Below are 2,845 nucleotides of genomic sequence, written 5' to 3' on the forward strand. Positions count from 1 at the left end.
GGGGGCGGCCGGGCGCGGCGGGGTCTGTGCTCGTCTCACCCCACCGAGCAGGCCCGCACGGGCCCCACGGACCGGGCCCGCACGGGCGAAGGGGCCGTCCCGCCGGGACAGTGGCGGGACGGCCCCTTCGGGCTTCGGAGGGCTGGGCCATAAGAGCGCCCGGGGCCGGGGCTAGGCCGGTGCGCCGACCAGATCGCGGCGCGCGGCCGCCGCGCGCCGTTCGGCCTGCGCCTTGCGCGTCGCGTACACCGTGATCGCCGCCACGCCGCCGACCGCCACCAGGCCCATGGCGACCGTGCCGCCCCATCCGGCCGCGTGGAAGGCGAGCGCGCCCAGCGCACCGCCCACGCTGCTGCCGATGTAGTACGACGCCTGGTAGAGCGCCGCGGCCTGGGCGCGGCCGGTCTTGGCCGTACGGCTGACCGCCGAGGACGCCGCCGCGTGGCCCGCGAAGAAGCCCGCGGTGATCAGCACCAGACCGGCCAGCACCGCCGGGATCGAGTTCAGCAGGGACAGCAGCAGTCCGGCCGCCGTCGTGGACACCGCCACATACAGCGCGCCGCGCCGCCCGAGCCGGCCGACCAGCTTGCCGGTCGCCGCCGAGGAGACCGTACCGACCAGGTAGATCAGGAAGATCGAGCCGATCAGGCTCTGCGAGAGGCCGAAGGGCTCGGCCACCAGCCGGTAGCCGATGACCGTGTAGACCCCGCCGAAGACCGTCATGAACAGCGCGCCGATCGCGTACAGCCGGCACAGCAGCGGATCGGAGAGATGCCCGGCGAGGGTGCGGGCCAGCGCCCGCGGGCTCACCGCGGCAGGGGTGAAGTTCCGGGCCTTGGGGAGCAGCAGCCGGAAGGCCACCGCGCACAGCAGCGCCATCGCGCCGACCGCGGCCAGCGCGGCCCGCCAGCCCCAGGCGTCCGCCACCCAGCCGGTGAGGATCCGGCCACTCATACCGCCGACGCTGTTACCGGCCACGAACAGCCCGATCGCGCCGATCAACGCCTTCGGGTGAACTTCCTCCGAGAGATACGCCATCGCGGAGGCCGGGATCCCGGCCAGCGCCACGCCCTGGACCGCGCGCAGTCCGATCAGCCAGCCCAGGTCCGGTGCGAACGGCACCAGCAGGGCGAGGAGGACCGCGACGGTGAGCGAGCCGGTCATCATGGCGCGTCGGCCGAACCGCTCGGACAGCGCGCTCAGCGGCACGACCGCGAGCGCCAGGCCGAAGGTGGCCGCGGAGACGCTCCAGCTTGCCTGGTCCGCCTGGACCCGCAGATCGTCGGAGATCGCGGGGAGCAGCGCCTGGGTCGAGTAGAGCAGGGCGAAGGTGGCGAGTCCGGAGGTGAAGAGGGCGAGCCGCATCCGGACGTAGCCGGGATGGCCCGGGCTCATCTGCTGGGACGCGGGGCTCGCGGGGCTCGCGGGGCTCGCCTTGCTCGCGGTGGCGGGCTGGGAGGAGTTCGGGGTCGTCGGCATCGAAGCGGAGGCGTCCACACGGTGGGTTCCGGTGGACGCCCCGGTATCAGCAGGAGGCATGTTTCGACCGTACGTAAGCACGGTTGATGCGTCCAATGCACGGAATGGCGATAATCAATCCAGTGCAGCATGAGTAAAGGTCAGGGGCGCACGTGTCACGCATCAGTTACGAAAACGACATTCCGGTGACAGCAGATGTCGAGGCGGAGTCCTGGGCCGCCGCCCTCACTCCGCGCCTCGCCCAGTTCGCCGCCGTCGCCCGCCATGAGCATGTGACGCGCGCCGCACAGGAGATGGGGGTGCCCCAGTCGACGCTCAGCCGGGCGATGGTCCGGCTGGAGGAGGACCTGGGCGTGGCGCTCTTCGCCCGCCGGGGCCGTACGGTGGCGCTCACCCCGGCGGGACGGACGTTCCTGCACTCGGTCGAACGGGCCCTCGCCGAGGTCGACCGCGCCGCCGAGTCCGTACGGGCCGACGCGGATCCGGCGGCGGGCCTGGTCTCGTTCGGCTTCCTGCACACGCTGGGGACCGAGACCGTGCCCGGTCTGATCCGGAGCTTCCGGGTGGACCATCCGCGGGTACGGTTCCAACTGGTCCAGAACTACGGCGAGGCGATGCTCGAACGGATGCGCGCGGGCGGCCTCGACCTCTGCCTGACCTCCCCGGTGCCGGACGCCCCCGATCTGGTCGCCCGCCGCCTGGACGAACAGCGGCTGCGGCTGGTGGTCCCCGACGACCACCGGCTGGCCGGGCGCCGCCGGGTCCGGCTCGCCGAGGCCGCCTCGGAACTGTTCGTCACGCTGGAACCGGGCTACGGGCTGCGGCGCATCACCGATGCGCTGTGCGCCGAGGCGGGGTTCACACCGCGGATCGCCTTCGAGGGCGAGGAGGCGGAGACGCTGCGCGGCCTGGTCGCGGCGGGCCTTGGGGTGGCCCTCCTCCCGCCTCCGGCCGTTCCCCGCCCCGGGGTGGCGGAGCTGACCGTCACCGCGCCGCGTGCCGTCCGCGAGATCGGGGTGGCCTGGCTGGACGGGCACCCGGACACCCCGCCGGTGGCGGCCTTCAAGAGGTTTCTGCTGAGCCGGCGGGGTCAGTTGCTGACGTAGTGGGTGCGGGTTCCGCTGGGTGCGGGGTGGGTGCTGGGGTGCGCGGTCGGTTGTGTGGTGGGTGCCGGGGGCGGGGCCTCCGGGGCGGCGCCCTGGACCGTGTATGTACGGCGCCATTGGCCGGGGGCGTGGGGGGCGGGGATCGGCGCCACACATACACGTAAGCGTCCAGGACCCCACCCCTGCGACCCCGCCCCTCCTGCCGTCTCGCGGCTGCCCGCCGATCCGGTGGCACCGGACCCGGCCCGGTTCCAGGTCGC

At 73.6% G+C, this 2,845-nt stretch carries 2 protein-coding genes; one reads left to right on the forward strand and one right to left on the reverse strand.

Annotation, left to right across the window (positions count from 1 at the left end):
• Nucleotides 1-171 precede the first annotated feature (171 nt).
• Nucleotides 172-1,539 (reverse strand): MFS transporter, encoded by a 1,368-nt coding sequence (locus KN815_RS37730; RefSeq protein WP_216346345.1) that lies wholly within the window; start codon nucleotides 1,537-1,539, stop codon nucleotides 172-174.
• A gap of 92 nt (nucleotides 1,540-1,631) precedes the next feature.
• Here KN815_RS37730 and KN815_RS37735 point away from each other — a divergent pair, with 92 nt between their 5' ends.
• A complete protein-coding gene (locus KN815_RS37735) occupies nucleotides 1,632-2,585 on the forward strand; it encodes a LysR family transcriptional regulator (protein WP_216346346.1) in 954 nt (317 codons plus the stop codon).
• Nucleotides 2,586-2,845: the final 260 nt, after the last annotated feature.

The sequence above is a fragment of the Streptomyces niphimycinicus genome, assembly GCF_018883605.1.
GTDB lineage: Bacteria > Actinomycetota > Actinomycetes > Streptomycetales > Streptomycetaceae > Streptomyces > Streptomyces niphimycinicus.

Coding starts and splice junctions, on each gene's coding strand:
- KN815_RS37730 (WP_216346345.1), bottom strand. CDS start 1,539: ATGCCTCCTGCTGATACCGGGGCGTCCACCGGAACCCACCGTGTGGAC.